This window comes from Palleronia sediminis, from assembly GCF_004358695.1.
Lineage (GTDB): Bacteria > Pseudomonadota > Alphaproteobacteria > Rhodobacterales > Rhodobacteraceae > Palleronia > Palleronia sediminis.
The window spans coordinates 1-22,685 of the sequence record NZ_SNAA01000019.1 but is presented as its reverse complement, the minus strand read 5'-3'; the positions used below and the strand labels follow the sequence as shown (position 1 = coordinate 22,685).

The window sequence follows — 22,685 nt, the reverse complement described above, 5'->3', positions numbered from 1 at the left end:
TCAAATGGGGCAAGGGCAGGCGTGCGAAATCCCGGCGCCTCAGGCGAGGGCCGGGCCGGTAATTCGAGCGATTATCACATGCACCATCATCATCCCGCGCATCTCTTGCCAGAAGGGGCATGGGGCGGCAACCGCCTTCGCGCGCGGGATCAACCGGCCTTTGCGGCGCCCCCCGTGGGGAACAGCCCCGACAATGCGCGGCCGATCAGCTTGTGAACCTGCGGCCGCGTGCCGGGCGAGAACGGCATCGGGCGGCAGACCTCCATCGCGGCCACGCCGACCCGCGCGGTCAGCGCACCGTTCACGATCCCCTCGCCGAACCGGCGCGACACCCGCGCGAGCATCGAGCCGCCGGCGACCGACCCGATCAGGTCGTCGCCCACGGCCACGGCGCCGGTGGCGACCAGATGCGCAAAGACCGACCGCGTCAGCCGCAGCGCACCCACCGTGCCGGCGCGCCCGCCATAGATCTCGGCGATGCGGCGGATCATGCGCAGGTTCGACACCGCAGCGGACGCGACATCGGCCAGGGCCAGCGGCACGATGGCCGTGACCGCCGCCACCTGCCGGGCGGCGGCCTCGATCTCGAGGCGCGCGGCCTCGTCGAGCGGGCGAAGCAGCTCGGTCTCGGTCAGCGACAGCACCGTGTCCGCATCGAACATGTCCCCGTCGCGCTCGGCCAGGCGCGCGCGGCCCCAGGCCAGCGCCTCGCGCCCTTCGTAGAGCCGGACGAGCCGCCTGGAGACCGCTCGCGCCGCCGCAAGATCGCCCGAGGCCAGCGCGGCCTCGGCGTCGCGCTGGATATCGCCCACCCGCGCGAGCCGCATGAGCGCTGCGAACTCGCGCAGGCACAGCCCCAGCGCGCTGAGCAGGAACAGCGCCGTCAGCCCCACCGCGATCCAGCCCAGGACGAGCGACCGCGCCACCAGCGCGTCGAGCACGGCCCAGCCCGCGACGCCCAGCAGGAACAGCGCCAGCGCCCCGAGACTGCGCCAGAACCATCGGCCGAGCCACGTGCGCCGCGCCGTGGCCATCCCCGCCACGGCCCGCATCGCCCGGCCGTCGGGCCTGTCGAACGGCAGGTCGGGGTCGGGCACCGGCGGCGCGGTGTCGGGCGACAGCGTTGCCGGCCCTGCCGTCTCGTCCGCGATCAGGACCGGGCCGCGTCGGCTCATCTCAGGATGTCCGACAGCGCGTCGGCCAGCAGCCGCACGGCCGTCGTCTGGTTGACATAACCCGTCACCGGCAACCCGGCGGCCTGCTGGAACTGGCGTAGCGCGCGGCGGGTCTGGTCGTCGAAGGACCCGTCCACCGTGCCGGGATCGTGGCCCAGTTGCGACAGGCGCATCTCGACCGCGCGGCGCGTGATCGGGTTGAGGCCCAGCGCCTGCTCGACCGCCTCGGCCTCGGCATCGCCCGCGGTCGCGCGGCTCAGCTCGTCGATCCGGGCATTCGCCTCGGCGACATAGAGCCCGTCGGGGAAGGCCTTCACGTAATTGCGGTAGCCCTGAACGCTGTCCTCCTGCCGCACGGCGATCCAGAGCTGACGCTCGCGCTCCGACGCGCCGCCATCCTCGGCGACGGTGGCATCGGCACCCAGCGAGGCCAGCCGTTCGCGTGCCCGGTCGCCGAACGCACCGTCGGGATATTTCTTGAGGAAACCGCGCAGCGCCTCGGCATCGGTCTTGTCGAGCGCGCGCCAGCCCGCCTGTTCCTCTTCGGCAAGCTGCGCCTGGCGGGCCTGGCGCTCGCGTTCAAGCTCGGCCTCGCGGATCTCGGCCTGCGAGGTCAGCGTCTCGAGCTGTGCGGCGGTGAGGTAGTTCGTCACCGGCAGGTTGTTGGTCTGCTGCCAAGCGCCGATGGCCCCGCGCGTGCCCGGCCCGAAAATCCCGTCGATCCCGCGCGTGTCGTAGCCGAGGATCACGAGATTGCGCTGCACCTGCTGGCGCGCGGCCTGATCGAGGTCGAGCGCCTGTTCGGCCGAGGCCTGCGGCGTCGCAGGCGCGGCATCCTCGGTGCGGGCGCGCAGCGCCTCGAGCCGCTCGCGGGCTGTCGCGACATTGGCGCCGTCGGGATAGCGCTCGAGATACAGCGTATAGGCCACCGCGCTGTCGCGTTCGCGGACGACGTTCCAGAACCGCGCCTCGGCACTTTCGGCCGTCTGCGGGGCGGGCGCGGGCGCGGGCGTGGTGGCGGGCGGCTGGTCCTCGGCCGAGGCGAGAAAGCTCAGCTCGGTCGTGAGATAGCCCTGAACCTGCGTCTCGGGCGCATCGGCCAGCCGCGGACCGATGGCGGCACCCGGCTGGGACAGCGTGTCGTCGATCAGCTCGGCCAGCGCCTCGACCCCGGTGCGGATGACCGTCACACCGCCCGGAATATCGAGCCGCCCCGCCCCGGCCGTCAGCCCCTTGCCGGCCTCGGGCGCCTCGTCGGGGACGCCGATGGCGAGGATCGCGGGCCCCTCGACCTCGGACAGGATCGACGTGACCAGCGACAGCGGCACGGCGCCGGTCGCTACCTCGACGATGCCTCCGGTCGACGCGTCCACCGGCAGGAACCACGTCTCGGCCCCGCCCGAGACGAACCGCCCGGCCAGCGCGACGAGCACGCCGTCCGCGGTCTCGGCGGTCTCGGCCAAATCGCGCAACGCCCCGATCAGCGCCTCGCGATCGGCATTGGCCAGAACCGTCGTCGTGGCGCCCGCCTCGCGCAGGGCGTCCGCGGCGCGGCGCACCTCGGCCGTATCGCGTTCGGGCGAGCCGTCGCCATAGCGGGCATTGCCGACGACCAGCGCCAGGCTTTCGGCCGAAACCGGCGCGGCGAGGGCCGCCAGCGTCAGGGCGGCAAGGGTGGATCGGATCATGTCAACCTCGTGATGTGTTCCGGTGCGCCGCGGGGCCTGTCCCGCGCATCACGCCCGAACGGATCGGGAGCGTCGCGCAACAGGCGCCGGGCCATGTCGCATCATGTGGGGGCGCGGCGGGCGTAAAACCATCGCCGGGGCGTGATATCGGATGACACCGGCAGAAAATCACCGCACGCGCCCCGGCAAGGATCAGTCGCCGCCAAAGAGTTCGCGCATCGTCTCGCCCAGCGGGGCCTCGGGCGTCGCGGCGCAGGCCGCGACGAGGGCGGTCACGGCCTCTTCGCCGGCAAGGGTGCTTTCGGGCGGCACGACCCCGCCGCCCTCATCCGGTTCGGTCGCCGCCTGCAGATCGGCGAGCACCTCTTTCTGGGCACCGATATCGAGCTGCCCGTAGGCGCGGCACGACATCTCGTTCGCATCCTGCGCGGCAGCCCACACGGGCGCGGCAAGGACGATGGCGGCGGTGGCGGCGATGAAGGGTCTCATGGTCGTTGCTCCGTCTCTGGACCGGGTTCAACGCGGGAACGGCGTTCGGGGTGCCGATCAATCGTCCGGGCCGGACCGGCCCCGGACCCAGGCCGCGCCCCAGAAACAGGCGACCGCCACCGCAAGCAGCAGCGCGATCCGCCCCCAGGGCACCGTATCCATGGGCAGGCCGCGAAAGATCCCGGCCAGCGCGACACCGATCGCCAGCAGCCCCAAAAGGCTCAGCGTCTGGCTGACCATCCTCATGCCGCGCCCCGCAGACGTTTCCATGCCAGCACCGCCATCGAGGCCATGACCATCGCGGCAAAGCCCGATTGCGTCAGCCCCGCCCTGGCGGCGCGGCAGGTCTCGGGCGCGCAGTCGCGCAGCACGATCAGCGCATCGGCGGCCACCGCCAGCGACAGTATCGCGCCGAGGCCGAAAAGCCCCAGCCCCATGATCGTGATCCCGCGTTTCATGCCCGCCGCCCCGTTCCTGCTGCCCGACCCCGCGGCTGATAGCGCGCGCCCCCGGCCGGGGCCAGAGGCGCGGCACCCGGCGTCATTCGTGTTCGGTGCCGGGGGTGTGGGCGTCGCGGCCGGGGTTCGGGCCCACTGCGCTGGGGCATTCGCAATCGGCAAGGATATCGTTGGCCTTGTCCGAGCGGAGCCCGGCGGGCTGCGCCTCGAGCGCGGCGCGCGCGGCGCGCAGGCCCCAGTCGATATCGCCCTCGACCCAGGCGGGGCGGTTGTCGCCGCCCGAATGGATATCGCCCTGCCGGGCGTTGCGGCTTTGACGGGCGACGCGGCCGAATGCCGACAGCGCGGCCTCGCGCTCCTTGGGATGGAGCCCGTCGATATCCTCCTGCGAGAACTTGGCCACCATGCGCGCCGCCCAGTCGGGCAGGCCGCGGTCATCGCCCAGGACATCGGCCAGGAACTTCTTTTGCCAGCTCAGATCGGTCATCGCGTCTCTCCTTTGTCGGTCGGGACGACAACGACGACCCCCCTGCCCCGCGTTCCCCGACCGGGGCGCGGCACTCTGGCGGGGGCCGGGCGAAAGCTGTAATCCCTCGCTCGAGCAGGGAGGAACCGCATGGGTGAAATCGTTCTGGTCCGCCACGGGCAGGCCAACAGCCACGCGACGACCGAAGAGGATTACGACCGGCTCAGCCCCCTGGGACACCGGCAGGCCGAGCGGCTCGGCGCCTGGCTCGAGGCGCGGGGCGAGCGGTTCGACCGCGTGATCTCGGGGACGCTGCGCCGTCACCGCGAGACGGCCGCCGCGATGGGCCATACCGGCCCCGAAACCGATGCGCGGCTGAACGAGATGGATTACTTCAACCTCGGCGAGGCCCTGCGCCGGACCAAGGGCGTGCCGATGCCGCCCGATGCCGACGGGTTCGCCGCGCACATGCCGCAGGTCATGCGCGCATGGCACGATGCCGAGATCCAGGGCAACGAGAGCTTTGCCAGCTTCGAGACGCGCATCACCGGCGCGCTGATCGACGCCGCCGAAGAAGGCCGGCGCGTGCTGTGCGTGACCTCGGGGGGCGTGATCGGAATGGTCATGCGCCATATCCTCGATCTCGACCCCCACCGCCTGTCCATGGTGCTGCTGCCGATCCTCAACACCTCGGTGCACCGCATCCATGTGCGCGGGCCGCAGATGATCCTCGGCTCGTTCAACGCGGTGCCCCATCTCGACGCACCCGACCTCATGGCCGAACGCACCCATTTCTGAGCGGCCCGCGTCCGGCAGCGCGGTCTAGCCGACGATGCGGTAATAAAGCGCGTCGGGCAGGAAGTTGGCCATGCCGCGCAGCCCCGCCGACAGGGCCAGGGGAAAATTGCGCGCGAAACCGCCCTGGTTCATGTGGTCGAAGAACCGCTGCGCGGCCTCGTCCGGCTCGAGGATCTGGGGCATCCGGAAATCGTTCCGGTCGGTCAGGCGGGTGCGGATGAAGCCCGGATTGACGAGCTGCACCTCGACCCCGCTACGGCGCAGATCGGCGTGCATCCCCTCGGCCAGCGCCATCAGCCCCGCCTTGGACGCGGCATAGCCGGTCGAACGCGGCAGCCCGCGAAACCCCGAGAGCGACCCGGTCAGCACGATATGGCCCGCGTCGCGCGCGACCATCCGCGGCACGACGCGGCCCAGAACCCGCACGACGCCGGTCAGATTGACGTCGCACATCGTCTCGACCTTGTCGGCGTCCCAATCCTGCGCGGCGAGCGGCCAATAGGCCCCCACCGTGACGATCAGCCCGTCGATCTCGCCCGCCTCCTCGGCGGCCTTGCCGACGCTTTCGCGGTCCGACACGTCGCAGGGCACCGCACGCGCCCGGCCGGGCAGCTCGGCCACGAGGTCGGCCAGCCGATCCTCGCTGCGCGCGCTGAGAACCAGCGACGCGCCCGCGCGGCTGACCTTGTGCGCCACCGCGCGGCCAAGCCCTTCGGACGCCCCGACGATCCAGTAGGTCTTTCCGGTCCAGTCGCGCAAGATCAGCCCTCCTTCGGACGAATTACGGCAAAAAGCTCGGCCACCGTAATGCCGAATTTGCGGAACTGGCTGCGGTTCACCAGCACGCCGTGTTCCGTGAGGTAGATCCAGTCGACCACCGAAAGCGTATGCCCCCCGGCATCCTCGGGCAACCGGATACGATAGGCCATCCGCAGGGTCGGCCCGACGATCCGGCCCTTTGCGCGGCCGTCGATATCGTCGGCCTCGGCGGCGACATGGCCATCGTTGCCCAGCGACAGGCGCCATTCGCGCAGCTGCGTCGCGCCGCTGTCGAATGCGAAATCAAGTGTCACGGTCCCCTCGCGCCCCGTCCAGTCGCCCCTGACATCGGCGCGGAAACGCGAGCTGACCCGCCCCGTCGGACCAAAGACCAGCCCGTCGCAGACCATCGCGCCGGACAGCCGTTCGTGCAGGACGAGGTCGGGACCCAACCCGAGGTACTCCGAGGGCTGCTGCCCCTGGAACGACAGGAAACGACGCCGCAGCCCGAACACCGCGGCCACGAGGATCAGGGCGAAGCTGAGAAAGACGAACAGTTCCACACGCGACTCTTTATCCAGGGCACCGGCAAAAGACATACCGGTTTGAATCGCGGTGTCAGCGCCCCGCGGGCCGGTTCGTTCCGGAATCGGCGATCACATCTGGGCCACTCGCCTCGACCGCGGACGGCTCAGCTTCGGCCGAACAGCCGCTCGATATCCGACAGCTTGAGCTCGACATAGGTGGGGCGGCCATGGTTGCACTGCCCCGAACGCGGGGTCGCCTCCATCTCGCGCAAAAGCGCGTTCATCTCGTCGGGCCGCATCCGTCGCCCCGCCCGGATCGAGCCGTGGCACGACATGCGAGACAGCACCGCCTCGATGCGCGCCGTGACCGAAGACGCCTCGCCCATGTCGTCGAGCTCGTCGAGAATGTCGCGCAGCATCGCCTCGGCATTCACCTCGCCGAGGATCGCGGGCGTTTCGCGCACGGCCACCGCTCCGCCGCCGAAAGGCTCGACGCTCAGCCCGGCGCGCGACAGGTCGTCCGCGATCTCGAGCAGCCGCGCCGCATCCTCGGGCGACAGCTCGACGACCTCGGGGATCAGGAGGGCCTGCGCGGGCACGCCGTTCTCGGCCATCTGGCGCTTGAGCTTTTCATAGACCAGCCGTTCATGCGCGGCGTGCTGGTCGACGATCACGACGCCGTCGGCCGTCTGCGCGATGATATAGGTCTCGTGAACCTGCCCCCGTGCGGCACCGAGGGGATGCGCGTCGCCGGGCGGCGGCTCGGGGGTCTCGTCCACCCGTGCAAAGACGGCCTGCGTTTCGGCAAAGGCGGGCAACGCGTCGGGCGCGGGGGCCTGCGCCTGCCACGCGCGCGACAGCGCCCCGGCGCCGGGGCGGTCCATCTGGTAGATGCGCGGCCCCTGCGGCTCGGGACGCATCGCGCCCAGCGTCGCGGCCCCCACGCTCGAGGATGCGCGATGCCCCGCAGCCGCCAGCGCATGCTTGATCGCCGACACGATCAGCCCGCGCACGATGCCCGGCTCGCGAAACCGGACCTCGGATTTCGCGGGGTGCACGTTCTGATCGACCAGCGCCGGGTCGCAATCGACGAACAGCGCGGCGACCGGGTGCCTGTCCCGGCTCATCACGTCGGCATAGGCGCCGCGCAGGGCGCCGGTCAGCAGCTTGTCGCGCACGGGACGGCCGTTGACGAAGAGGAACTGCGCGACGGCCGCGCCGCGCGAATAGGTGGGCAGACCGGCGAAACCGGTCAGCCGAAAGCCCTCGCGTTCGGCCTCGATCCTGAGCGCATTGGCGGTGAACTCGGCCCCCACGATCCGCGACAGGCGCCGCTCGAGCGCGTCGAACAGCTCGCCCTGGCAGGCCTCGACGCGAAAGACCTCGCGCCCCTCGCCGCCGCCCGTGACATCGCGCAGGCAAAAGCCGACGGCCGGTTCGGCCATGGCCAGCCGCTTGAGCGTATCGCCGATGGCCTGCGCCTCGGCCCGGTCAGTGCGCAGGAACTTGAGCCGCGCGGGCGTGGCGTAGAACAGGTCGCGCAGCTCGACCACGGTGCCGCGCGTGGTGGCGGCGGGGCGCACCGGCTCGGCCCGGCCGCCCGCGACCGACAGGCAGGCCCCCTCGCCATCGACGCACCGCGAGGTGATGCAAAGCCGCCCGACCGCGGCCAGCGACGGCAGCGCCTCGCCGCGAAAGCCGAAGGTGCGGATGTTCAGAAGGTCCGAGCCGTCGATCTTGGAGGTCGCATGACGGCTGAGCGCCACGGGCAATTCATCCCCGCCCATCCCGCAGCCGTCATCGGTGACGCGGATCAGCGTCTTGCCGCCATCGGCGAACGCGACCTCGATCCGGGTGGCGCCCGCGTCGAGCGCGTTCTCGACCAGCTCCTTGACCGCCGAGGCGGGCCGCTCGATCACCTCGCCGGCGGCGATGCGGTTGATCGCCGATTCGTCGAGCTGGCGGATAACGGGGCGATTTTCGCCCATATTGCGATCATGTGCGGTCATGCCACAATTCCTAGCATGACCGCCGGGGCCGATGAACCGCGAAATTCAGTTCGTCGACGAAAGCCCCTCGGGCTGGCCCACCACGACGAAAGACAGGTCCTCGGGCCTGAAGATACGCTCCGCGACCCTGCGGATATCCTCGAGCGTGACGGCCTCGATCTCGTCGTTGCGCGTCTCGATATAGTCGGCGGGCAACCCGTCGAGCTGCATCCCCACGAGGATGCCGGCGATCCGCGCATTCCCGTCGAAGCGCAACGGATAGGCCCCGGTGAGATAGCGTTTCGCGGCCTCGAGCTCGTCCTCGGTGACGCCCTCGGCGGCGCGGGCCCATTCGTCCGCGATGACCTCGACCGCTTCGGCCGCGCTGTCATTGGCCGAGGACGCCTGCCCCATAAGCATCGCAGCGTGGTCCAGCGGCAGCAGGTACGAGCCCACCCCGTAGGTCAGGCCGCGTTTCACCCGCACCTCTTCCATCAGGCGCGAGTTGAACCCGCCGCCGCCGACGATCTCGTTCAGGATGTAGGCGGCAAAGAAATCCGGGTCGTCGCGGGCGATCCCTTCGTGGCCGAACAGGATCACCGATTGCGGCACCGCGTAGTCGATGACGCTGATCCCCGGATCGAGCGACCATTCCGCCGCCCCCGGCAGATCGGCGGGCGAGGTCGCGGGCAGATCCCCCAGGAGCGTGTCGAGCACGCGGCCGAGTTCGTCGGCCGTGATATCGCCCGTGGCCGCGATATAGGCGCGGTCGCGCACCAGCGTATCGGCATGGGCCTGCACGATGTCGTCTCGGGTCAGCCCGCCGACCGAGGCGACCATGCCCTCGACCGGGGTGCCGTAGGGGTGATCGGGAAAGGCCATCGCGTCGAAACTGCGCCGCGCGATGGCACCCGGATCGGTGGCGTCGCGCGCCAGCCCCGACAGGACCTGGTCGCGCACCCGGTCGATGCTGTCCTCGGTAAAGGCGGGCTCGACCAGCGCACGGCGCAGCAGCGACACCGCTTCGTCCTGCGTCTCGGAAAGCCAGCGCGCCGAGACCGAGACGGAATCGTTGCCGGCGTCGAAATCGTAGGAAGCGGCAAGCGCATCGCGCGCCCCGGCAAAACCCTGCGCGTCGAGATCGCCGGTGCCTTCCTCGAGCAGACCGGTCATCAGGTTCACGGCCCCCGCGCGGCCGGGCCGGTCGAGCGCGGCGCCCCCGCGGAACCGTAGCTCGAGTGCGACGAAGGGCAGGGAATGATCCTCGACCAGCCAGGCGTCGATGCCGCCGGGCGAGGTGATCTGCTCGACCTCGACGGCGGCGCGGGCGGGAAGGGCGGCAAGGCCCAGCAGGCAGACAAGAAGCAGGCGGATCATTGAATCATCTCCTCGGCGGCGGGCTGCGGATCGGCGGCAGAGGATGCCGGGGGCGCCGCGGGCGCCGTGTCTCCAGTCGCGGGGGCCGCGTCTCCGCCGCCTTGCGACGCGGTCAGGAAACCGGTCACGGCGCGGTCGCGGTCAAAGACCCGGCGCGCGGCGGCCATGATCTCGTCCGCGGTGACGGATTGCAGCACGTCGGGCCACGCCGCCACGTCGTCGAGCGTCAGCCCGCTGGTCAGGGCCGCGCCATAGCGGCGCGCCAGCGATTGCATCGAGTCGGCCTCGTAGATCTGGCTCGCGCGGAGCTGCGTCTTGATCCGGTCGAGCTGGTCCGCGTCGATCCCGTCCTCGAGGAAATCGGCGATCTCGCGGTCGAGCGCGGCCTCGGCCTCGTCCAGCGGCACGCCGGGCGCAGGCACCATGACTAGCCCGAAGGTCGTGTCGTCGAGCGCGGTGCCGTCATAGAAGGCCGACGCGTAAAGCGCCTCGCCGGTGCCGAACTGCAACCGCCGCGCCAGCTCGGAGCTTTGGCCGTCGCCGAGGATCTCGGCCAGCAGGGTCAGCGCCGCCGCCTCATCCTGGTCGCCCGGATCGCGCTCGGGCGCGAGATAGGTGCGGATGAAATAGGGCTGCGCCACGCGCGGATCCTCGTAGGTCAGGCGCCGCTCGGCCAGTTGCGGCGGTTCCTGCGGGCGGGTCCGCTCGGGCAGGTTCTCGGTCGTCTCGAGCGGGCCGTAATGCTCGACCGCCAGCGCGCGCACCTCGTCGGGGGTCACGTCGCCAGCCACGATCAGGATGGCATTGTTGGGCGCATAGAAGGTTTCGTAGAACTCAAGCGCATCCTCGAGCTCGAGCGCCTCGACCTCGTCCATCCAGCCGATGATCGGGCGGCCATAGGGGTGGTTGAGATATTGCGCGGCGCTGCGCTGTTCCGAAAACAGGGCGCCGGGATCGTTCTCGATCCTCTGGTTGCGTTCCTCCTGCACCACGCGCAGCTCGGTCGCGATATCGCGGTCGTCGAGTTGCAGGTCGCGCATCCGGTCGGCCTCCATCTCCATCATCAGGCCGAGCCGGTCGGCGGCGACGCGCTGGAAATAGGCGGTGTAATCGTAGCTGGTAAAGGCGTTGTCGGTGCCGCCATTCGCCGCCACCACGCGGCTGAACTCGCCCGGCTCGAGCTCGTCGGTGCCCTTGAACATCAGGTGTTCGAGGTAATGCGCCACGCCCGACACGCCGGGCCGTTCGTCGGCGGCGCCGGTGCGATACCAGACCATGTGAACGACCACCGGGGCGCGGTGATCCTCGAGCACGACGACATCGAGCCCGTTCTCGAGCGTGAAACTGGACACTTCGGCCGCGCCGGCCGGCACGGCGGCGGCAAGGGCGAGACTGAGCGCGGCAAGCGGTCGCAACATTCGGCAATCCCCGATCCGGTTGGATGAAATCCCGGTAAAGTTAAACGCCCCGCGCCCCGGCGCAATCGGGGTCAACGCGCTTGTGAGGGGGCGATCACTCGGGCAGGTTCTCGGGCGGCGCCGAGGGCGTGCGGATGCCGCGGCGGCGCAATTCCTCGAGCCAGAAATACTTGTCGAGCGACTGGCGTTCATAGGCGCGGAAATAGACGGTGTTGTTGAACAGCCGCTCGAGCAGCCGCCCGTCATTGCGGCGGCGGAACTCGAGATCCTCGGCGGCGAGCGTCGCGCGGATGGCGGGATCGACCCCGAACCGGCGCGTATGCGCCAACAGCGCCGGGCCCTGAACGCCGGTCGCGCCCGGCGTCTTGGCCGCCGGGTTGCCGCCCAGCGCGGCGACCGCATCGGCCTCGGGCGTCAGGTCCGCGCGGTTGCGCGCACCGAGCAGCGGCGGCGGCAGCGCGGAATAGCTGTCGGGCGTGGCGAGCGGGCGGTTCGGCACGATGGCGAACTCGTCCGGCCCGGCATCGTCCGAAGTCAGCGTGATGAGATCCGGCGTCCCGGAGCCGCAGCCCGCGACAAGCCCGATGCAAGCCGTGGCGATCAGAACCCGAATGCCGCGCATCAGCGCCTCCACCTCGTCGAAGAAACATCCCCGCCGGCAGGCTTAGCGCAAGGCCCCGGCGACGTCACGCCATCTCTTTGCGGCCGGTGAACAGGACCAGTCCGATGGCCCCCGCGAAGATCGAGATATCGGCCACGTTGAACGCATAGGGGTTCTCGATCCCGCAGCATGTCATATTGAGGAAATCGGCGACCGCGCCGTAAAGCAGCCGGTCGACCACGTTGCCCAGCGCGCCGCCCGTCAACAGGCCCGCCGAGACGAGGCCCCAGCGGCCCGGACGGTCGCGCCAGACCCATTGCAGAACCCAGGCCGTGATCGCCAGCGCGATGCCGATCAGCACCCAGCGCGTCCATTCGGACTGCCCGGCGAACAGGCCGAAATTGATCCCCTCATTCCAGGCCATGCGGAAATTGATCCAGGGCGGCAGCACCTCGATCTCGCCCCGGCGGGCAAGCCCCATCAGGTGCACGACGATCACCTTGGTGATCTGGTCCAGCGCAAAGACTGCGGCGGCGGTGATCAGAAGAATGCGCATCAGTGCCTAAAGTGTCGCATACCGGTAAAGACCATGGCCAGCCCCGCCGCATCGGCGGCGGCGATCACCTCGTCGTCGCGGACCGACCCGCCCGGCTGGATGACGGCGGTGGCGCCCGCCTCGGCCGCGGCCATGAGCCCGTCGGCAAAGGGGAAGAACGCGTCCGACGCCACGACCGAACCCTTGGTCGGCGGCGTGTCGAGACCCAGCGCCGCGGCCATGTCCTCGGCCTTGCGGGCGGCGATCCGGGTGCTGTCGACGCGGCTCATCTGGCCCGCGCCCACCCCCACGGTCGCGCCGGCCCTCGCATAGACGATGGCGTTCGACTTTACGTGTTTCGCGACCGTCCATGCAAATAGCAGGTCGGCGATCTCGGTGTCGGACGGGGCCCGCGCGGTCACGATCCGCAACTCGTCGCGCGTGATCCGGCCGGCGTCGCGGTCCTGCACGAGATAGCCACCCGAGACCTGTCGCCAGACCTCGCCCGCGGCGCGCGGATCGGCCAGCGCATCGGTCGTCAGCAGGCGCAGGTTCTTTTTCCGGGCGAAAACAGCCTGCGCTGCGTCATCGGCGCCGGGCGCGATCACGACCTCGGTAAAGATGGCGGCGATGGCCTCGGCGGTCGGCCCGTCGAGCGGCCGGTTCAGCGCCACGATCCCGCCGAAGGCCGACACCCGGTCGCAATCGAAGGCGCGGGAATACGCCTCGGCCAGCGTGTCGGCACGGGCGACGCCGCAGGGATTGGCGTGCTTGACGATGACGCAGGCCGGCGCGTCTCCGGCGAACTCCGACACCAGCTCGAACGCGGCGTCGGTGTCGTTGATATTGTTGTAGCTCAGCGCCTTGCCCTGAAGCTGGCGCGCGGTCGCGACGCCGGGCCGGTCGCTGCCGTCGGTGTAGAAGGCCGCCGCCTGATGCGGGTTCTCGCCATAGCGCAGCGCCTGGGCAAAGCGCGCCGACACGGTGCGGCGGCGCGGGGTCGGCGCGTCGATGGCCCGCGCCATCCAGCCCGACACCGCCGCGTCATAGGCGGCGGTCCGCGCGAATGCGCGCTGGGCCAGCGTGCGGCGGAACGGCTCGGTGGTGCCGCCCTCGGCGTCGAGCTCGGCGCGCAGGGCGTCGTAATCCTCGGCATCCGTGATCACGGCGACGAAACGGTGGTTCTTGGCCGCCGCGCGGATCATCGCCGGGCCGCCGATGTCTATGTTCTCGACCGCCTCGGCGTAATCGGCGCCGCGGGCGACCGTGGCCTCGAACGGGTAGAGGTTGACCACGAGCAGGTCGATCTCGGGGATGTCATGCATCCGCATCGCGTCCATGTGGGCGGGATCGTCGCGCAGCGCCAACAGCCCGCCGTGGATGCGGGGATGCAGCGTCTTGACGCGGCCATCCATCATCTCGGGCGATCCGGTCACGTCGGCCACGTCCCGCACCTCGATCCCGGCCGCGCGCAGCGCCGCGGCGGATCCCCCGGTTGAGAGGATCTCGACCCCGCGGGCGGCCAGATCGCGGCCCAGCTCGACCAGCCCCGTCTTGTCCGAAACCGAGATCAGGGCGCGGGTGACGGGACGGGCATCGGCTTTGGCGGGCATGGGCGGTCCTCTGGAACGTGTCGTTCAGGCGAGCACAGGCTCGCCGTCGTCGTGATCGTCGCGCACCGCATCGGGCGTTTGCCGCGCTTTTGCAAGTGTCCAGCTCACCCGCGTGGCGTATTCCACCGCCCGCGAACTCAGCACGATCTGGCGCGAGGGGACGGGCCCGGTCTCGTTCATGTCGAGATAGACCGAGGCCTCGACCGACAGCCCGGCCGCCCCGGTATGGCGAAACACCCACAGCTCGCCCGATTTCAGCATGAGCGAGATCGCGGTGCCATCCTCGCTCGTCTCGGCAAAGACGTTCGGGTGCAAATGAAAGCGCACCGAGAACGGGATCTCGCCGCCCGCGGCCGCAAGCGCGCGGTCGAAGATCGCCTCGTCATGGCGGTCGAGGGTCGCGATCACGTCCTCGCCCTGAAGCCCGCGCCCGTCATGCGACAGATAGACCTGCCGGACATGGGTCAGACCGTGGCTCAGCACATAGCCGTCATGGCCCGCGATCAGTCCCGAGGCGCGGTCGCTCTCACGCCGTTCCAACCTGACGTCGGCGGGGGCTTCGGACACCGTGTCGTCGGCGGACGCGATCCGGGCCGAGGAATAGCCGTCGAGCACCAGCGTCGAATGGGACGGAGTCGCCCGGCCCGCGCGCCGCCATTTCGCCCCGAAATGCCGCCCCGCGCCGCAATTCACCACGACGGGGCGCCGCCCGCTGGTCAGCTCGAAGGCCAGCGTCGAGGCATGCCCGTCGACCGATCCCGGCCCCTCGGGCGGCGGGGCGGCATCCATGATGAGCGTCGTGCGTCCGCGCGACAGCCGCGCGAACCCCATGGGCAAGGCAGGCGCCGCGCGCGGCCGCGCACCCGATAGCGCGAGCGCCCGGTCGAGCAATCCAGGCGCGCCCCGGCCGCCGCCGTGAAACCGCGCGAGCCCCCCATCGGCATGGCGCAATGCGCGCAGCAGGGCGGCAGCATCGCGGATCGCCTCGTCAAGCGGCGTCGGCACCTCGTGGCCAAGCTCGATCAGGTCGGAACGCACCCGCACCAGCAGGGCGAACAGCTCGAGCAGGTGTTCGGGATTGCGGGTGGCCAGCCCCGCCTCGGCGTCGATCCGCCGCGCGGCCTCGAGCCCCAGCGACGCGGTCAACGCGGGCAGCTCGTCCGACAGCCCTTCCAGCGTCAGCGCGGCGATCACCGCCCCGCCCAGCGCGTCGAACCGCGCCATTCCGATGGGCACCCTCGCCCAGCGGCGCGCGACATGGCGGGCCTGCCGGCCGGCGGCGGCGAACAGGCGGTCGGCATCGCCGGGCCCCGCGCCACCCAGTATCGCGGCCGAGAAATCGAGCATGTTGCGCACCCGTCGGCCGGTCAGGGCGGGCGACCAGCCCGGCCCCCGCCCGCGTCCGAACCGGTCGAGCCAATCGAAGGTCCAGTCGCGCGCGCAGGCCTCGGCCTCGGGCGTGCCCGCGGCCACCAGGTCGGCCAGCCAGTCGAAGCCGTGCAGATCGACGGTGGACGCGTCCTCGTCGACGGGCAGCGCCCAGATCGAGCTGCCCGGCGCCTCGATCACGTAGCCGCCCAAAAGAAAGGTGCCCTGCGCCATCTGCCGCCCGCGGGCGACGCGGCCGGTATGACGCGGCTGCGGATCGGATCGGGGATGGCCCGCGGCGCGGCCGCGCATGGCACGCCAGATCGTCAGCCGCTCGCGCCAGCCGACCCGGCCCAGACCGTTATGTCGCGCGCTGCCCTGCGCCATGAATCCCGCCCGCCTCGCGTGTGTTTTTCGCGATGTCTTTTGCGGCGGTGATACCATGGGCGGGGCGGGCCGTCATCCGGCATCGCCCCGCATCGTCAGGGTCGCGATGAAGAACCCGTCGATCCCGCCCCGCCCGGCCCAGTGATCGGGGCGCAGGCGCAGGCCGGTCTCGGCCCGCCAATCGGGCTCGATGCCGTCGGGCAGCGTCTCGGGCAGGCCGGCGGACAGCCCCGGATGGCGGGCCAGCGCGGCAGCGATCTGCTCTTCGCCCTCGGCGGGGAGGAGTGAACAGACGCAATAGACGAGCCGCCCGCCCGGTTTCAGCAGGCCCAGCGCCCGGTCGATCAGCCGCGCCTGAAGCGCCACCGGCGCGTCGAGATCCTGCCCCGCCTTGACATGGGGCAGGTCGGGATGGCGCCGGATCGTGCCCGTCGCGGTGCAGGGCGCGTCGAGCAGGATCGCGTCGAAGGGCGCGTCCTCATGGGTCAGCGCATCGCCCACGACGACCCGCGCCTCGAGCCCGCAGCGCGCGAGGTTCTCGCGCAACCTCCCGGTCCGTGCCTCGGACTGGTCCAGCGCCGTGACATCGGCCCCCGCCGCGGTAAGCTGGAGCGTCTTGCCCCCCGGCGCCGCGCACATGTCGAGCACGCGCATCCCCGGTCCCGCGCCGACCAGCCGCGCCGGGATCGCAGCCGCCGCATCCTGCACCCACCACGCGCCCTCGGCGAATCCCGGCAGGGCCGAGACCTGTCCCACGGCGCGCAGCCGCACCGATCCCGTGGGCAGCAGCTCGCCCCCCAGCCGCGCGGCCCAACCGGGCGCATCGGCGCGCACCGTCAGGTCGAGCGGCGGCTCGGCGGCAAAGACATCCTCCATCGCGGCGACGGCCTGTTTGCCCCAGGCCGCGACCAGTGGCTTGCGCAGCCATTTGGGCAGGCGCGGCACCGGGGCGGCCGACCACGGTTCGGGGTCGAGCCGCAGGATATTGCGCAGAACCGCGTTGACCAGTGACGGCTGCCCCCCCGTCGTGCGCGCCGCATCCACCGCGCCGTCGACGGCGGCATGGGGCGCCGTGCCCGCGACGAAGATCTCGAACAGGCCCAGCCGCAGCGCGTTCAACGTCGCCTCGGACGGGCGGCGGCGCAGGAACGGCCCCAGCACCCGGTCGGCGCGGTCGGCCCAGCGCAGGGTGCCCGTGGCCAGCCGCTGCGCGGCGGCGCGCCCTTCGGGGCGCAGCGATGCCAGCCGTTCGGGCGCGGCCTCCGAGATCATGCGGCGGGCGTCCGTCACGTCGCACAAGAGCGCGAGCGTCGCGTTTCGGATCGGGTCGGTCATGTCGCACTCCGGTCGGGCCGACTTGAGCGGCGGCGTCGCGCACGTATATGGATGTCGGACCCAAGGAAAGCCAAGGTGATCGCCATGACCGACGACCGCGACGACCTGCCCCCTGCCGCGCGCCGCGCGCTGGACGAGGCCGAGGCCCGGCGCAAGGCCGCCCGCGCGCCGGAGATGCCGACCGAACTCGGCGGCCGCGACGGGCCCGAGCCGGTCCGCTTCGGCGACTGGGAACGCAAGGGCATCGCCATCGACTTCTAGCTGTGAAAACTCTGAAGGTTGTTCACCCTGTTCGGGGTTAGGCTGCAATCGCCAAACTCCAGCCGAGGACCTCGCAGGATGAACAACCCGCATCATGGTGCCCGCCTTACCGTCTACAGTCGAGAACAGATCGTGTCCCGCGTGCGGGCGGGGCAGAGGGCTTCGGATGTGGCCGAGGCGTTCGGGGTTTCGCTGCGCACCGTCCGCAAGTGGCTGGCGCGGTTCCGCGCGGGCGGGCGCGCGGCGCTGTCTAATCGCGCAAGCGCGCCCGCCCGCGTGTCGGGACGGTTGCCGGATCGCCTGGTCGCGCTGATCCTGCATCTGCGCCGGAGCCTGCGCCTGACGGGGGCGGAGATCGCGGCCAGGCTGGGTCTCGCCCGCTCCACCGTGGCCCGGTGGCTCGCCCGGTCGGGGATGGGTCGGCTGGACCGGCTCGATCCGCCCGAACCCGTGCGACGCTACCAGCGCGCGCGTCCGGGCGAGCTGATCCATCTCGACATCAAGAAGCTCGGGCGCTTCGACCGGCCCGGCCACCGCGCCACCGGCACCCGGACAGGATGCCGCAATCGCGGCGCGGGCTGGGACTTCGTGCATGTCGCGGTCGATGACGCGACCCGGCTCGCCTATGTCGAGGTGCTGGCGGATGAGCGAAAGGACACCGCCACGGCGTTCCTGCTGCGTGCCCTGCGCTGGTTCCGCGGCCATGGCATCCTCGCCGAAAGGGTGATGACCGACAACGGCTCCGCCTACCGCTCCCGCCGCTTTGCCAAGGCCCTGCGCCTTCTACGCCTTCGGCACATCTTCACACGGCCCTACACGCCAAGGACCAATGGCAAGGCGGAGAGGTTCATCCAGACCCTCCTGCGCGAATGGGCCTACGGTCTCGCCCACCCGTCGTCGGCAGCGAGAAACGCCGACCTGCCCCGCTGGCTTGACTGGTTCAACCGTTCAAGGCCACATTCCGCCCTCAGCGGCCTGCCACCCCTGAAAAGGGTGAACGACCTGATGAGAACTCACATCTAGCGGTCGCGCCGCGCGGGGAACACGCGGGCGAAACGTCTAGTTCAGACCCAGAACGTCCATCATGTCGTAATGGCCCGCGGGACGGTCCGCGGCCCAGAGCGCGGCCCGCACCGCGCCGCGGGCGAACAGGCCGCGATCGGTCGCGCGGTGGCTGAGCGCGATGGTCTCGCCCTCGCCCGCGAACATCACCTCGTGTTCGCCCACGATATCGCCGCCCCGGATCGCGGCGAAACCGATGGCGCCGGGGCGGCGCGCGCCGGTCATCCCGTCGCGCCCGCGATCGGCGACCGCGTCGAGCGACACGCCGCGCCCCCGCGCCGCGGCCTCGCCCAGCATCAGTGCCGTGCCCGAGGGCGCGTCGACCTTGTGGCGGTGATGGGCCTCGACGATCTCGATATCGAACCCCTCGCCCAGCGCGCGCGCCACCTGTTCGACGACCCGCGCGAGCAGGTTCACGCCGAGGCTCATGTTGCCAGCGCGCACGATGGTCGCACCGGCCGCGGCGGCCGCGTCGATGGCCTCGATATCGCCGGGGGCAAACCCGGTCGTGCCGATGACATGGCCGCGCCCCAGTCGCGCGGCGGCCTGCGCAAAGGCCACCGTGGCGGCGGGCGCAGTGAAATCGACCAACACCTCGGCCGCATCCAGAGCGGCATCCGTATCGCTGCCCACGACCAGCCCGCGCGGCCTACCGCCGAGGGCGGTGCCGAGATCGGCGTCGATCCAGTCATGCCCCGGCCGTTCCAGCACGGCCGCCAGGGTCGCACCCTCGGTCGCGTCGATCCTGTCGACCAGCATCCGGCCCATCCGGCCCGATACGCCCGCCACCGCCATCGTCACCATCGCGCGCGTTCCTTTCGCAAGATCACAAGCCCGTCACGCGGGCTACCGCGCGCGCCCCGAGGGCGCAACGGCGGTGTTGCGCCCCTGCCGGGTGCCGCTTAGATGCGGGGCATGGCCAAATCACGCTACTCCGAGGGCTCGGGCCCGTCGCAACGTCAGCTTCGTGTGGGGGAACTCATCCGCCGCACGCTGGCCGATGTGCTCAATCGCGGCGATATTCACGACCCCGATCTCAACCGCATGTCGATCACCGTGGGCGAGGTGCGCACGAGCCCCGATCTCAAGATCGCGACGGCCTTCGTGCTGCCCCTGGGCGGCGGCAATCGCGACGAGGCCATCGCGCTACTCGCCCGCAACAAGTCCGAGTTGCGGCGCGCGGTGGGGCGCGAGCTGACGTTGAAATACACCCCCGACCTGCGGTTCCGCATCGACGAGACCTTTGACCGGATGGACGAGACGCGGGCGCTGCTCGAGCGCGACGAGGTGCGGCGCGACCTCGACGCGGGCGACGACCCCGAGGACGGAGGCCCGGCATGATCGGGCGGGCCATCGCGCTCGCCGCGCTGGCGCTGGTCGCCGGTCCCGTCGCGGCAGATGACGCCGCGCCCTGTTCCGAGCGGGTGTTCGACGGCGCCCGGTTCACCGCCTGCGAGATCGACCTGAACCGCGAGACCCTGCGGCTGTGGCTGTATGACGAGAACGGCGTGCCCTATGGCAGCTTTCGCAATCTCGACGCGGCGCTGGCCGAGCAGGGTCAGGCGCTGGGCGTGGCGATGAACGCGGGCATGTATCACCCCGATCGCGCGCCCGTCGGCCATTACATCGAGGACGGTACCGAGACGATGCGCGTCGTCACCTCGGACGGGCCGGGCAATTTCGGACTGCTGCCCAACGGTGTGCTGTGCCTGCATGACGACAGCGCCGAGATCGTCGAAAGCCGTGCCTATGCCGCCGCGCCGCCCGATTGCGCCTTTGCCACCCAGTCTGGGCCGATGCTGGTCATCGACGGCGCGTTGCATCCCCGTTTCATCGCGGATTCGGATTCCCTGAACATCCGCAACGGCGTCGGGGTCAGCGATGACGGGCGCACGGCGTGGCTGGTCATTTCGGGCGAGCGGGTGAATTTCCACCACTTCGCCCGGTTCTTTCGCGACGCGCTCGGGACGCCGAACGCGCTGTATCTCGACGGCAGCGTGTCGCGCCTTTTCGCGCCCGAGACCGGGCGCGACGACCTGGGCCTGCCGATGGGCCCGATCATCGGCACCGTGCGGGATCGCGGCTGATGGGACGTAGGCGCAAGGGGCGCGACATCAGCGGCTGGGTCATCGTCGACAAGCCCGCGGGTATCGGCTCGACCGATGTCGTGTCCAAGGTTCGCTGGGCCTTCGACGCGAAAAAGGCCGGCCATGCGGGCACGCTCGACCCCGATGCGACGGGGCTGCTGGCCGTCGCGTTGGGCGAGGCGACCAAGACCGTGAGCCTCGTGACGGACGGGCTCAAGGCCTATGATTTCACGATGCGCCTCGGCGCCGCGACCACGACCGACGACGCCGCGGGCGAGGTGATCGCGCAAAGCGACGCCCGCCCCTCGGACGAGGCCATCCGCGACGCTCTCGGGGCCTTTCGCGGCGAGATCGCGCAGGTTCCGCCGACCTTCTCGGCGGTCAAGGTGGACGGGGCGCGCGCCTATGACCTTGCGCGTGACGGCGCGCCGCCCGAACTGGCCGCAAGGCCGATCTGGATCGACGAGATCGAGCTGATCGACCGGCCCGACGCGGATACCGCGCGCCTGCGCATGGTTTGCGGCAAGGGGGGCTATGTACGCTCGGTGGCCCGCGATCTTGGCGCAGCGCTCGGGTGTCTGGGCCATGTCACGGCGCTGCGCCGGGTGTGGTCGGGCCCGTTCGATGTCGAGGGCGCCGCGACGCTCGACACGATCGAGCGGCTGGCGCGCACGCCCGAACTCGACACGCTGCTGCGCCCGATCGAGGACGGGCTGGCCGATCTGCCGCGCTGCGACGTGACGGCACTGGCGGCGGCCCGCCTCGCCCATGGCAACCCGGCCGAGGTCATCGCCTCGCAGGCCGATTTTGGCGAACAGGCCTGGGCCGCGCATGGCGGCACCGCGCTGGCCGTCGGCGTCTATCGCGCCGGCCATTTCCACCCCGCGCGCGTGCTCAACCGCGGGGCATGATTACCCGCGCGCACCGCAAGGGCGACGCCGACAGCGTCGCGATCTACTCCGATTGCGAGCATTACCGGTTCGAGCTGACGCGCATCTGGGACGCCGGCGGCGCGCGGGCGCTGTTCGTGATGCTGAACCCCTCGACCGCGACCGAGATCCAGAACGACCCCACCGTCGAGCGGTGCGAAAGGCGGGCGCGGGCGCTGGGGTTCGGGGGCTTTCGGGTGTGCAACATCTTTGCCTGGCGCGCCACCGACCCGCGCGAGCTGCGCCGCGTGGCCGACCCGGTGGGCGCGGCCAATGACGCCGCCATCGTCGCGGGCTGCGCCTGGGCGGACCGGACGGTTTGCGCCTGGGGCACGCATGGCTCTTTGCTGGGGCGCGGCCCCGCGGTCGAGGCACTGATGCGCGCGCAGGGCGTGACGCTGAACCATCTGGGGCTGACCAAGGACGGCCACCCCAAGCACCCGCTTTACATCCCCTACAGCACCGCGCCTACCGAATGGGCGCCCACCCCCTAGATCCGGGCGAACGGGTCCGGCGGCGCGGGGGCGAGGCTGAAATCGGGCTCCAGATCGGTGCCCGGCGGGTCGCCGCCGGTGTCGCCCCTGCCGCATCCCGCGTCCTCGGGCTCGAGCAAAAGGGCATTGGGGTCGGGATCGGTGGGCTGGATCACGCCCTCGTCGGACAGCATCTGCTCGACCGTCTGCGGATCGCCCGTGCCGTCGATCCGCTCGACCATCACCGCGTCGTCGGGGGCAAGGCCCAGCCCCGGAAACAGGAGCGTCACCGCCCCGTCGGGATAGGCAAAGCCGATGCTCGGCGCGACCGGCGGCACCGCGTCCGGGTCGCCATCGTCGATATGGAAATCCGAGGCGTCGACCGGCAGGCGCAACGTCAGCACCTGTTCCGTCGGATCGAACCCCTCGACCACATGAGTACCCGGCGGCGGCGTGTCGATCAGCGGATCGTCGGGCAAGGCGACCTCGTCCGGGGGCGTGCCGCCCGCCCCGCCGCCCTCGGGATCGGTCGGCGCGACGTCGTCCGGCCCGGTCTCGACCGTGCAGGGCACCGGCGGGCGCGGCGCGATCTCGTCCAGAAGATCGCCCCGCCCCGCGTCGTCGGTGCCGTCGCGCGCGCCCGCCGCGTCGTCCGACCCGTCGTCGTCGTGGTCGTTCATCATCACGGGCAGCGCAAAGGCGCCCATCACGGATAGCAGAATAAGTCCGGCCAGCATCGGTCCCGTTTCCCTTTTCAACCCGACACCCACCCTAGGGTCAGGATGCATTGATTGTTGCTGTTCGGCGTGATTCACGGCCCGAAAAACGGAGCGGTGACATGGACGACCTCTACTGGCTGAGCGACGAGCAGATGGCCAAGCTTTCCCCTTT

At 70.8% G+C, this 22,685-nt stretch carries 25 protein-coding genes; 7 read left to right on the top strand and 18 right to left on the bottom strand.

Translation table 11 applies throughout. The annotated features are described in order from the left end of the window. Positions 1 to 149 precede the first annotated feature (149 nt). From E2L08_RS14465 to E2L08_RS14440, 6 genes are all read right to left on the bottom strand, one after another. A complete protein-coding gene (locus E2L08_RS14465; RefSeq protein WP_133397809.1) occupies positions 150 to 1,175 on the bottom strand; it encodes a YcjF family protein in 1,026 nt (341 codons plus the stop codon). Next, entirely contained in the window at positions 1,172 to 2,863 is a 1,692-nt protein-coding gene (locus tag E2L08_RS14460; protein ID WP_133397808.1) for a peptidoglycan-binding protein, read from the bottom strand. Before E2L08_RS14460 ends, E2L08_RS14465 begins: the two co-directional genes overlap by 4 nt. A gap of 192 nt (positions 2,864 to 3,055) precedes the next feature. Then, positions 3,056 to 3,352 (bottom strand): hypothetical protein, encoded by a 297-nt coding sequence (locus E2L08_RS14455; RefSeq protein WP_133397807.1) that lies wholly within the window; start codon positions 3,350 to 3,352, stop codon positions 3,056 to 3,058. A 57-nt stretch (positions 3,353 to 3,409) separates the two neighbouring features. After that, a complete protein-coding gene (locus E2L08_RS14450) occupies positions 3,410 to 3,598 on the bottom strand; it encodes a hypothetical protein (RefSeq protein WP_133397806.1) in 189 nt (62 codons plus the stop codon). After that, positions 3,595 to 3,810, bottom strand: a complete 216-nt coding sequence (locus E2L08_RS14445; protein ID WP_133397805.1) for a hypothetical protein — start codon at positions 3,808 to 3,810, stop codon at positions 3,595 to 3,597. The genes E2L08_RS14450 and E2L08_RS14445 overlap by 4 nt, the downstream gene beginning before the upstream one ends. A gap of 82 nt (positions 3,811 to 3,892) precedes the next feature. Beyond that, a complete protein-coding gene (locus tag E2L08_RS14440) occupies positions 3,893 to 4,297 on the bottom strand; it encodes a hypothetical protein (RefSeq protein ID WP_133397804.1) in 405 nt (134 codons plus the stop codon). A gap of 129 nt (positions 4,298 to 4,426) precedes the next feature. On the opposite strand from E2L08_RS14440, the gene E2L08_RS14435 reads away from it, so the two are divergent. Beyond that, a complete protein-coding gene (locus E2L08_RS14435; RefSeq protein ID WP_133397803.1) occupies positions 4,427 to 5,074 on the top strand; it encodes a histidine phosphatase family protein in 648 nt (215 codons plus the stop codon). Between the two features lie 24 nt (positions 5,075 to 5,098). Here E2L08_RS14435 and E2L08_RS14430 read toward each other — a convergent pair whose 3' ends face one another. From E2L08_RS14430 to E2L08_RS14385, 10 genes are all read right to left on the bottom strand, one after another. After that, positions 5,099 to 5,833: an SDR family NAD(P)-dependent oxidoreductase gene (locus tag E2L08_RS14430; RefSeq protein WP_133397802.1), complete on the bottom strand. Its 735-nt coding sequence runs from the start codon at positions 5,831 to 5,833 to the stop codon at positions 5,099 to 5,101. A 2-nt stretch (positions 5,834 to 5,835) separates the two neighbouring features. Then, positions 5,836 to 6,396 (bottom strand): DUF3833 family protein, encoded by a 561-nt coding sequence (locus tag E2L08_RS14425; protein ID WP_168771163.1) that lies wholly within the window; start codon positions 6,394 to 6,396, stop codon positions 5,836 to 5,838. A gap of 128 nt (positions 6,397 to 6,524) precedes the next feature. Beyond that, positions 6,525 to 8,369, bottom strand: a complete 1,845-nt coding sequence (gene mutL, locus E2L08_RS14420; RefSeq protein ID WP_133397800.1) for a DNA mismatch repair endonuclease MutL — start codon at positions 8,367 to 8,369, stop codon at positions 6,525 to 6,527. A gap of 45 nt (positions 8,370 to 8,414) precedes the next feature. Continuing rightward, positions 8,415 to 9,725, bottom strand: a complete 1,311-nt coding sequence (locus E2L08_RS14415; RefSeq protein WP_133397799.1) for a M16 family metallopeptidase — start codon at positions 9,723 to 9,725, stop codon at positions 8,415 to 8,417. Then, entirely contained in the window at positions 9,722 to 11,143 is a 1,422-nt protein-coding gene (locus E2L08_RS14410) for a M16 family metallopeptidase (RefSeq protein WP_133397798.1), read from the bottom strand. The genes E2L08_RS14415 and E2L08_RS14410 overlap by 4 nt, the downstream gene beginning before the upstream one ends. A 94-nt stretch (positions 11,144 to 11,237) precedes the next feature. Then, a complete protein-coding gene (locus E2L08_RS14405) occupies positions 11,238 to 11,765 on the bottom strand; it encodes a DUF3035 domain-containing protein (protein ID WP_133397797.1) in 528 nt (175 codons plus the stop codon). 64 nt (positions 11,766 to 11,829) lie between these two features. Beyond that, entirely contained in the window at positions 11,830 to 12,300 is a 471-nt protein-coding gene (gene lspA, locus E2L08_RS14400) for a signal peptidase II (RefSeq protein ID WP_133397796.1), read from the bottom strand. Next, positions 12,300 to 13,892 (bottom strand): bifunctional phosphoribosylaminoimidazolecarboxamide formyltransferase/IMP cyclohydrolase, encoded by a 1,593-nt coding sequence (gene purH / locus E2L08_RS14395; RefSeq protein ID WP_133397795.1) that lies wholly within the window; start codon positions 13,890 to 13,892, stop codon positions 12,300 to 12,302. Before purH ends, lspA begins: the two co-directional genes overlap by 1 nt. A gap of 24 nt (positions 13,893 to 13,916) precedes the next feature. Beyond that, on the bottom strand, positions 13,917 to 15,647 hold the full coding sequence (locus E2L08_RS14390) for a heparinase II/III family protein (protein ID WP_240758248.1): 1,731 nt from the start codon (positions 15,645 to 15,647) through the stop codon (positions 13,917 to 13,919). A 72-nt stretch (positions 15,648 to 15,719) separates the two neighbouring features. Next, positions 15,720 to 16,982: an RsmB/NOP family class I SAM-dependent RNA methyltransferase gene (locus E2L08_RS14385; protein ID WP_133397794.1), complete on the bottom strand. Its 1,263-nt coding sequence runs from the start codon at positions 16,980 to 16,982 to the stop codon at positions 15,720 to 15,722. 84 nt (positions 16,983 to 17,066) lie between these two features. On the opposite strand from E2L08_RS14385, the gene E2L08_RS14380 reads away from it, so the two are divergent. Beyond that, complete coding sequence (locus E2L08_RS14380) at positions 17,067 to 17,243, top strand: DUF1674 domain-containing protein (protein WP_133397793.1); 177 nt, start codon at positions 17,067 to 17,069, stop codon at positions 17,241 to 17,243. A 78-nt stretch (positions 17,244 to 17,321) separates the two neighbouring features. Further along, a complete protein-coding gene (locus E2L08_RS14375; protein ID WP_133397792.1) occupies positions 17,322 to 18,266 on the top strand; it encodes an IS481 family transposase in 945 nt (314 codons plus the stop codon). Between the two features lie 36 nt (positions 18,267 to 18,302). Here E2L08_RS14375 and dapB read toward each other — a convergent pair whose 3' ends face one another. After that, complete coding sequence (dapB, locus tag E2L08_RS14370; RefSeq protein ID WP_133397791.1) at positions 18,303 to 19,109, bottom strand: 4-hydroxy-tetrahydrodipicolinate reductase; 807 nt, start codon at positions 19,107 to 19,109, stop codon at positions 18,303 to 18,305. A 111-nt stretch (positions 19,110 to 19,220) separates the two neighbouring features. On the opposite strand from dapB, the gene rbfA reads away from it, so the two are divergent. From rbfA to E2L08_RS14350, 4 genes are read left to right on the top strand one after another with little or no spacing between them, the layout of a single operon-like run. Then, the gene (rbfA, locus tag E2L08_RS14365) at positions 19,221 to 19,646 is read left to right on the top strand and encodes a 30S ribosome-binding factor RbfA (protein ID WP_133397790.1); all 426 of its coding nucleotides are present in this window, start codon (positions 19,221 to 19,223) and stop codon (positions 19,644 to 19,646) included. After that, the gene (locus E2L08_RS14360; RefSeq protein ID WP_133397789.1) at positions 19,643 to 20,392 is read left to right on the top strand and encodes a phosphodiester glycosidase family protein; all 750 of its coding nucleotides are present in this window, start codon (positions 19,643 to 19,645) and stop codon (positions 20,390 to 20,392) included. The genes rbfA and E2L08_RS14360 overlap by 4 nt, the downstream gene beginning before the upstream one ends. Continuing rightward, a complete protein-coding gene (truB, locus tag E2L08_RS14355; protein ID WP_133397788.1) occupies positions 20,392 to 21,303 on the top strand; it encodes a tRNA pseudouridine(55) synthase TruB in 912 nt (303 codons plus the stop codon). The genes E2L08_RS14360 and truB overlap by 1 nt, the downstream gene beginning before the upstream one ends. After that, positions 21,300 to 21,815, top strand: a complete 516-nt coding sequence (locus tag E2L08_RS14350; RefSeq protein ID WP_133397787.1) for a DUF1643 domain-containing protein — start codon at positions 21,300 to 21,302, stop codon at positions 21,813 to 21,815. Before truB ends, E2L08_RS14350 begins: the two co-directional genes overlap by 4 nt. Here E2L08_RS14350 and E2L08_RS14345 read toward each other — a convergent pair. Further along, complete coding sequence (locus E2L08_RS14345; protein WP_133397786.1) at positions 21,812 to 22,531, bottom strand: hypothetical protein; 720 nt, start codon at positions 22,529 to 22,531, stop codon at positions 21,812 to 21,814. The two genes, E2L08_RS14350 and E2L08_RS14345, sit on opposite strands and share 4 nt — an antisense overlap. Positions 22,532 to 22,685: the final 154 nt, after the last annotated feature.

Bases quoted from the DNA above. Each gene is read 5' to 3' on its own strand.
- E2L08_RS14465 (WP_133397809.1), bottom strand. From the start codon at position 1,175: ATGAGCCGACGCGGCCCGGTCCTGATCGCGGACGAGACGGCAGGGCCG.
- E2L08_RS14460 (WP_133397808.1), bottom strand. From the start codon at position 2,863: ATGATCCGATCCACCCTTGCCGCCCTGACGCTGGCGGCCCTCGCCGCG.
- E2L08_RS14455 (WP_133397807.1), bottom strand. From the start codon at position 3,352: ATGAGACCCTTCATCGCCGCCACCGCCGCCATCGTCCTTGCCGCGCCC.
- E2L08_RS14450 (WP_133397806.1), bottom strand. From the start codon at position 3,598: ATGAGGATGGTCAGCCAGACGCTGAGCCTTTTGGGGCTGCTGGCGATC.
- E2L08_RS14445 (WP_133397805.1), bottom strand. From the start codon at position 3,810: ATGAAACGCGGGATCACGATCATGGGGCTGGGGCTTTTCGGCCTCGGC.
- E2L08_RS14440 (WP_133397804.1), bottom strand. From the start codon at position 4,297: ATGACCGATCTGAGCTGGCAAAAGAAGTTCCTGGCCGATGTCCTGGGC.
- E2L08_RS14435 (WP_133397803.1), top strand. From the start codon at position 4,427: ATGGGTGAAATCGTTCTGGTCCGCCACGGGCAGGCCAACAGCCACGCG.
- mutL (WP_133397800.1), bottom strand. From the start codon at position 8,369: ATGACCGCACATGATCGCAATATGGGCGAAAATCGCCCCGTTATCCGC.
- E2L08_RS14415 (WP_133397799.1), bottom strand. From the start codon at position 9,725: ATGATCCGCCTGCTTCTTGTCTGCCTGCTGGGCCTTGCCGCCCTTCCC.
- E2L08_RS14410 (WP_133397798.1), bottom strand. From the start codon at position 11,143: ATGTTGCGACCGCTTGCCGCGCTCAGTCTCGCCCTTGCCGCCGCCGTG.
- E2L08_RS14405 (WP_133397797.1), bottom strand. From the start codon at position 11,765: ATGCGCGGCATTCGGGTTCTGATCGCCACGGCTTGCATCGGGCTTGTC.
- lspA (WP_133397796.1), bottom strand. From the start codon at position 12,300: ATGCGCATTCTTCTGATCACCGCCGCCGCAGTCTTTGCGCTGGACCAG.
- purH (WP_133397795.1), bottom strand. From the start codon at position 13,892: ATGCCCGCCAAAGCCGATGCCCGTCCCGTCACCCGCGCCCTGATCTCG.
- E2L08_RS14390 (WP_240758248.1), bottom strand. From the start codon at position 15,647: ATGGCGCAGGGCAGCGCGCGACATAACGGTCTGGGCCGGGTCGGCTGG.
- E2L08_RS14385 (WP_133397794.1), bottom strand. From the start codon at position 16,982: ATGACCGACCCGATCCGAAACGCGACGCTCGCGCTCTTGTGCGACGTG.
- E2L08_RS14380 (WP_133397793.1), top strand. From the start codon at position 17,067: ATGACCGACGACCGCGACGACCTGCCCCCTGCCGCGCGCCGCGCGCTG.
- E2L08_RS14375 (WP_133397792.1), top strand. From the start codon at position 17,322: ATGAACAACCCGCATCATGGTGCCCGCCTTACCGTCTACAGTCGAGAA.
- dapB (WP_133397791.1), bottom strand. From the start codon at position 19,109: ATGGTGACGATGGCGGTGGCGGGCGTATCGGGCCGGATGGGCCGGATG.
- rbfA (WP_133397790.1), top strand. From the start codon at position 19,221: ATGGCCAAATCACGCTACTCCGAGGGCTCGGGCCCGTCGCAACGTCAG.
- E2L08_RS14360 (WP_133397789.1), top strand. From the start codon at position 19,643: ATGATCGGGCGGGCCATCGCGCTCGCCGCGCTGGCGCTGGTCGCCGGT.
- truB (WP_133397788.1), top strand. From the start codon at position 20,392: ATGGGACGTAGGCGCAAGGGGCGCGACATCAGCGGCTGGGTCATCGTC.
- E2L08_RS14350 (WP_133397787.1), top strand. From the start codon at position 21,300: ATGATTACCCGCGCGCACCGCAAGGGCGACGCCGACAGCGTCGCGATC.
- E2L08_RS14345 (WP_133397786.1), bottom strand. From the start codon at position 22,531: ATGCTGGCCGGACTTATTCTGCTATCCGTGATGGGCGCCTTTGCGCTG.